Here is a 6,689-nt window from a genome sequence, read left to right as displayed (position 1 = left end):
CCTACTGATTCATGTTCCAGCACTTCACTATCTACTGAAGATGGTTGCAAATGTCCACGGTGGATGGCTGCCGCCTGTATATCTTTGCCTTGAATTCCCGTCTCCGGGAGCAACCCTTCCTGCAGCAATTCAGGCGATAAATGACGGGTTTCTATTATATTGTATCCAAGGTGATGGGATTGCACTGCCCCTTCACCAATTTTGTCACTATCGACAGCTCCACCGGCTAAATGGTAAGAATCTATTATTCCCGTCCCCAAATGGATACTCTGTACAGCTTCCTTCGATAAATGACTACTCAGCACAGACCCTTGTTGCAGATGATGGGGCCCTACTGTCTCATAACCCAGCACCTCGCTATCTACCGATGATGGCTGCAAATGTGTTCGCTGGATGGTTGCCGCCTGTATATCTTTGCCTTGAATTCCCGCCTCCGGCAGCAGCCCTTTATGCAGCAATTCAGGCGATAAATGACGGGTTTCTATTATATTGTATCCAAGGTGCTGGGATTGCACTACCCCTTCACCAATTTTGTCACTATCGACAGCTCCACCGGCTAAATGGTAAGAATCTATTATTCCCGTCCCCAAATGAATACTCTGTACAGCTTCCTTCGTTAAATGACTACTCCGCACAGACCCTTGTTGCAGATGATGGGGCCCTACTGTCTCATAACCCAGCACTTCACTATCTACTGAAGATGGCTGCAAATGTGTTCGCTGGATGGCTGCCGCCTGTATATCTTTACCTTGAATTCCCGCCTCCGGCAGCAGCCCTTCATGCAGCAATTCAGGCGATAAATGACGGGCTTCTACTACATTGTATCCAAGGTGATGGGATTGTACTGCCTCTTCACTAATTTTGTCACTATCGACAGCCCTACCGGCTAAATGATCAGACTTAATAATTTCCGTCCCCAAATGAACACTCTGTACAGCTGCCTTTGTTAAATGGCCGCTCAGCACAGACCCTTGCTTCAGATGATGGGGCCCTACTGTCTCATAACCCAGCACTTCACTATCTACTGAAGATGGCTGCAAATGTCCGCGCTGAATCGCTGCTGTTTGTATATCCTTTCCTTGAATTCCCGTCTCCGGCAGCAGCCCTTTCTGATGCAATTCAGCAGATAAATGATGGGATTGCACCACATTGCTTCCAAGGTGATGGGATTGTACTGCTTCTTCACTGATTTTGTTACTATTGACAGCACTATCAGATAAATGGAAGGACTCAATAATTCCCGTTCCCAAATGAGTACTTTGTACAGCTTCTTTCTTTATATGACCGCTCAATACAGACCCTTGTTTCAGATGGTTGGATCCTACTGATTCATGATCCAGCACTTCACTATCTACTGAAAAAGGCAGCAAATGCTCGCGGTGGATTGTTGCTGAATGTATATCTTTACCTTGAATTCCCGCCTCCGGGAGCAGACCTTCCTGGAGCAACTCAGCCGATAAATGGCGCGCCTCCACCACATTGCTTCCAAAATGTCGGGGTTGTATTGTGTTATCAGCAAAATGTTCACCTGTAACACTGTTCTTCGCCAAATGTTGTGACTGAATGTTCCCAGCAGCTATATGCTGGCTTTGTACCGCTTCAGCAGTCAAATGATAGCTCTGAACCGATTGGATTTGCAGATGTAGTGCTCCAACAGCTTCAAGCTGTAACACCTCACTATCTACTGCTCCCTTGTGCAAATGTACTCGCTCGATAGAACCTGGATTTATCTCCGTACTGCCAATACCACCTGGCGGAAGAAGACCACCTTCCAATATTTCAGAAGATAAATGCCGAGTTTCCACCACGTTTGGAGCAATGTGACTCGACTGTATCGCTCCTTCGCTGATCTTATCGCTATGGACGCTGTCATTTCCCAAGTGACGAGATTGAATGGAGCCTTCTGCAAGATGCGCTCCTTGGATGACTCCTTCACCTATATGCTCACTTTGTACAGAATGTGGCTTGATGTGCTGAGATCCTACCGTCGTATTTTGCAATATTTCAGAGTCTACTATTCCATTTTGCAGATGAGCTCGATGAATAGATGACAGCTGAAGATCCCCTCCGCTTAAACCAGATTCCGGCAGCAATCCGTTAAGCAGCAGCTCAGATGATAGGTGGGTCTTCGTGATTGCATTAGCCTGAATATGTCGGGATTCTACACTGGCATCACCCATGTGACGACCTTCAACGCTTTGATCATTCAAATGGCGGGACTGCACAGAGCCCTCAGCCAGTTTCTTTTCACCTACAGCTCCATCCTGCAATACACGATCGGATACCGACTGATCGGCATAATGCCGTTCTTCCAAAATATTAGACTGAATATGTCGGGATTCTATTGAATTAGTATCCAGATGCTGAGGCTGTACTACCTCTGTCCCAATACTATTCGACTGAACGATTCCATTTGACAAATGCCATGTCTGAAGAGCTTCAGGAGCTATCTTGGAAGCGATGACACTTCCTTCAGCCAGCTTGGAGGTGGTCACAGCCAGATCATTTATTTTATCCGTCGTAACACTCTCAGGTGATAGCTTTAATGATGTCACAGCATGATCCTGCAAATGCTGAGAGAACACTACTCCTGATCCTATATGCTCCTCACGAACTATTCCAGTTTGAAGAATGCTGCCATCGATGCTGTTCTTTGCATAATGGATTTGTTGTATTGCTTCCGGCGAGATGTGCCTTGAATCAATCTGATGGAATCCTATGATGTCTCCAGTTACTGCTCCTTGAGCCAGTTTCTTTTCCGTTACAGCACGCTCAGCAAGCTTACCTTCTGTAATGCTTACAGGCTTTAGATGAACCTCAGAGATTGTATTCTCTGAAATGTGTTCCTCAGATATTGCCGAGAAATCTATTTTTTCACCCGTAACTGCTCCATCTGCCAAATGCCACTCCTGAATAGCTCTTGAAGCGACGTGATCTGAATTAACTGATTCCGAAGCCAAATGAGATGAAGTTATTGAATTCGAGGACAGCTGTGCACTCTGTACAGCACTTTTGGCAATATGCCTTGTAAGCACTGCCTCGTCAGCAATTTTTTGCGGTAAAATGCTCTGATCTGCAATCTTGGATGACGTGATCGCCTGCTCAACCACTTGTTGCGTACCGACGGATTGATCCGACAATTTCGTAGAGAGGATGCTTTTATCTGCTAAATGCCGTCCTTTAATTTCGGAGTTTCCAATCTGATCCTGCCCTATAATGCCATGCTGCAAATGTCCGCTTTCAATGGAGCCCTGTGAAATATGCCTCGACTGAATCGCTTGGTCCGTAATATGAATTGCTGAAATAATATCCTTTTCCAACTGCTCTGCTCCAACACTGGAGAGGGCAAGATGTTCTTTTGCTATCAGACCGGGTGTAAGATTATGAATGGTTATCGCGTTGTCCGCTAAATGTCGACTTTCAACAATATGATCCTGAAGCTTGGCTCCAGTAATAGAACTATCGCGTATTTTAGAAGTCGTTACGGATGCTTCTCCAATTTTGGACGTATCGATTACACTGTTTGCCAAATGTATGGATTGGATAGCTCCGCTGCGAATTTTATCTGAAGTGATTGCTTGGTCCTGAATAAGATCAGTAGCGACGATCCACTGACTTAAATGATGATTCTCAATTGCGCCATCCGCCAGTTTGTCTCCGCTGATAATTCCATCGGCCAGCTTTGCTGCTGATACGCTGCCATCCTCCAATTTATTGCCGCTGATGGAACGATCACGAATCGATTTTCCTTCAATGGAACCGTCTACCAAATGATCTGCAGTAATGGAGCGGGGTGCGATTTTGGAAGAGACTACTGCTGAATCCGCAATTTTGATGCTCTGTACTGCATAATCAGCCAACCAGGCCGTACCGACTGAGCCCATTTTCAATTTACTGGAGTCAATACTATAGGGTGCGATTTTTTCACCAGTTACAGATGCATTCGTTAAATCGTCAGTATAAATGATCCCTTTGTCCATTTGCGGACCCTTTTTCTCCTGAAGCAGGTGTGTTAATGAAGAATAGCCTGGCGCTTCTGCGACCGAACTAATTTCTGCAACCTCTTCAACCTTTTCAACCTCTTCAATCTCTTCAATCTCTTCAATCTCTTCAATCTCTTCAACCTCTTCATTATCTTGCCGGGACAAGTATGCAGTCTCTCCAGGGATTAGTTCGGCAGGAAGAGAGGAAGGTGATTCTGCCGCTACTTCTATCCACTTTTTATCCCCTTCTACCAGCACCCTAGACTTACGATCCTCTAACATCCCTAACTCATTAATATCCGGGTTATCCACATAATAAAGCGACTTTCTCGCTCTGCCGGATTTTGTAATTCTGCTTCGCTTTTTCAGAGCCGTCCTCCCCTTTGCCACAAAATAATCGTCTTAGGCATCATATGCAAAGGATTAGGCACTTGTCACAGTAGGTGCTTACAGTACAGGTAATACAGAATTTTGAAGTAAAGATGGCGCGGAATATCGGGGAACATAAGGGGGTATTTCTATAATTCTGATCTAATTAATAGTATTTAAATAATAAATAATACAATAACATTATATAAAAATCAATAAAAAAGTCTTGAACATGCCCAAATAATATAGTATCTTGGAAAAGGAATAAAATTCTAATTAAGAGGAGATGTAGTAAATGGAAAAGATGTGTATGCAAATGATGATGAACATGTGTATGGAAGACATGATGTGCAAGATGAAGTCCATGAAAATGATGATGGAATGCATGAATGAAATGAACATGATGGATATGGACGTAGACATGATGATGTCCAAAATGCAAGAATGCGACGAAATGATGACTATGATGATGTCCATGATGCGTGAAATGAAACAAACTGCAATGTAATAGATCTTGAATCCCGACAATTCATGATCTCATTGCAGTACCTATCCAGTAAATCAGTCGACTGAATACTACCTGAATCATTTAGTGATCTGTATAACATTACAATTTTATGACGTCGGCAGAACGGACCTCCGTATGCCGTTTTTTATTTAGAGTGTTTTATCCGCAATATGTCTTAATTCTTCTGGCAAGATCAATCCTCTGAAGCTTCAAGTTCCAGATCAATTCCTTGATCGATAATTCCTCTACGCTTGAATTTACGTGTTTCATTTTTGAGAACAACTCCAGCATTTTCTCATTTACCAAATCATATTTATGCCACAGGTGCTGCATGATCGTTGTGCGGATTTCATGTTGAATTAGTGCCTTGCTATTATTTAGTATTTCAATAATTTCTTTCTGCCACTCAACGTCCCCAATAGTACCTGCATAATTGAAGAGATCCAAATAGTCGTCAACCCACCGCTCTGCTAATAACTCTGCATCCCTATTTATCATATGATCTCTCCTTTCTTCTTTATATACATAGTATTATACTCGGAATTATTAGGAATACAATATGTTTTTTATTTTTTTTCTAAAATATTTACCAGGTCTTCATCAAACAAAAAACCCCGCTGAATCAGCGAGGCTTTTGTTATTATTTTATCTATTAGTACTCCGTGCTGCCAACAAGCATACAATAATCAAAATAAACGCGGTCAGAGCCAAAAGCGGAATTGTAACAAACCCCCACCAGTTTAAATAATCAAAGTTGCACGGAATTCCGACCTTACACGGCGTCAGCTTGCTTAATGCAGGTATTTTCTGCTCTGCGTAGTGATACACAGAAATCGAACCCCCAATAAAGCTCAGAGGCAGCACATAAGAAATAATAGAACGATTATTACGGAAAGCCGCTATTCCTAGCAAAACTACCTGCGGATACATAAATATGCGTTGAAACCAGCATAGCTTGCAAGGCTCAAACAGCAATATTTCACTTAAATACAAGCTGCCCGCAGTGGCAACTATAGATACGATCCAAGCCAGATAAATCCCGTAATCTCTAAAAAAAGAACGCACCTAGGTCGATTCCCCTTTCACCCGGATCATTCACCTTTGCTGGCATCTTCTATCGCTTGTTGTAGCTTGGCGTAATCCCCTAAGTTTTCTGTATACTGTACTCCATTAATAAAAAATGTTGGTGTGCTGCTAATACCTAATGAATCACCTTTTGCATACTGCTCGTCTACTTCTGCTTGATATGTCTTCTCTACAATATCCTTTTTCAACTGATCATAATCAAGATTCAGATTAGCCTGCTTCGCAATTTCTACTAGGAATTCAGGATTTGCCCACTCTGTATTCTCATCGCCTTGGTTATTGTATATCGCATCAAAATAAGTCCAGTAATCGTCTTTGTTCAAATGATAGACCGATTGGATCGCCAAAGCTGCTGTATTGGAATCGGGACCGAGAAACGGCAGGTTCATAAAATAAAATGCAACTTTTCCTTGATCAATATAGTCACTTACAAGCTTGGGCTTAAGAAAATCATTCACGTTTTTGCAGGCTGGACACTTAAAATCTCCAAATTCTACGATTTTGACAGGAGCATCGGCTGAACCGAGAACCGCTAATTTGTCATAATCAAATGATGCTACCTTTGGAGCCGGCTTCGGATCGATGGCCAGCACCACCACGATAAGTGCGAGCAATACGGCTACTGTTGATACCCAGATAATCTGTCTTTTCCGTTGCTTCTTCGCGAGCTGTTCTGCTTCTACCTTACGCTGTGCGATAGAATTTGATTTTTGTTTTGGTGGCATGCTGTCCCTTCTTCCCCT

General features: G+C 43.0%; 5 protein-coding genes. 1 reads left to right on the top strand and 4 read right to left on the bottom strand.

The features are described from left to right. Positions 1-4,373, bottom strand: a 4,373-nt coding sequence (locus BLS49_RS16950; RefSeq protein WP_091233215.1) for a hypothetical protein, incomplete at its 3' end; no start/stop codon positions are given. A gap of 274 nt (positions 4,374-4,647) precedes the next feature. Here BLS49_RS16950 and BLS49_RS16945 point away from each other — a divergent pair. Continuing rightward, positions 4,648-4,860 (top strand): hypothetical protein, encoded by a 213-nt coding sequence (locus BLS49_RS16945; RefSeq protein ID WP_091233212.1) that lies wholly within the window; start codon positions 4,648-4,650, stop codon positions 4,858-4,860. Positions 4,861-5,019: 159 nt separating this feature from the next. Here the strand turns inward: BLS49_RS16945 and BLS49_RS16940 are convergent, their stop codons facing one another. From BLS49_RS16940 to BLS49_RS16930, 3 genes are all read right to left on the bottom strand, one after another. Next, complete coding sequence (locus tag BLS49_RS16940) at positions 5,020-5,358, bottom strand: hypothetical protein (RefSeq protein ID WP_091233209.1); 339 nt, start codon at positions 5,356-5,358, stop codon at positions 5,020-5,022. A 147-nt stretch (positions 5,359-5,505) separates the two neighbouring features. Next, a complete protein-coding gene (locus tag BLS49_RS16935) occupies positions 5,506-5,925 on the bottom strand; it encodes a disulfide oxidoreductase (RefSeq protein WP_091233206.1) in 420 nt (139 codons plus the stop codon). Positions 5,926-5,951: 26 nt separating this feature from the next. Further along, positions 5,952-6,671, bottom strand: a complete 720-nt coding sequence (locus BLS49_RS16930; RefSeq protein ID WP_091233203.1) for a DsbA family protein — start codon at positions 6,669-6,671, stop codon at positions 5,952-5,954. Between the last annotated feature and the right edge of the window lie 18 nt (positions 6,672-6,689).

This window comes from Fontibacillus panacisegetis, from assembly GCF_900102215.1.
In the GTDB taxonomy this organism is placed as follows: Bacteria; Bacillota; Bacilli; order Paenibacillales; family Paenibacillaceae; genus Fontibacillus; species Fontibacillus panacisegetis.
The sequence above is the reverse complement of the archived record's forward strand: the minus strand, read 5'-3'. Positions and strand labels throughout refer to the sequence as shown.

Coding starts and splice junctions, on each gene's coding strand:
- BLS49_RS16940 (WP_091233209.1), bottom strand. CDS start 5,358: ATGATAAATAGGGATGCAGAGTTATTAGCAGAGCGGTGGGTTGACGAC.
- BLS49_RS16930 (WP_091233203.1), bottom strand. CDS start 6,671: ATGCCACCAAAACAAAAATCAAATTCTATCGCACAGCGTAAGGTAGAA.
- BLS49_RS16945 (WP_091233212.1), top strand. CDS start 4,648: ATGGAAAAGATGTGTATGCAAATGATGATGAACATGTGTATGGAAGAC.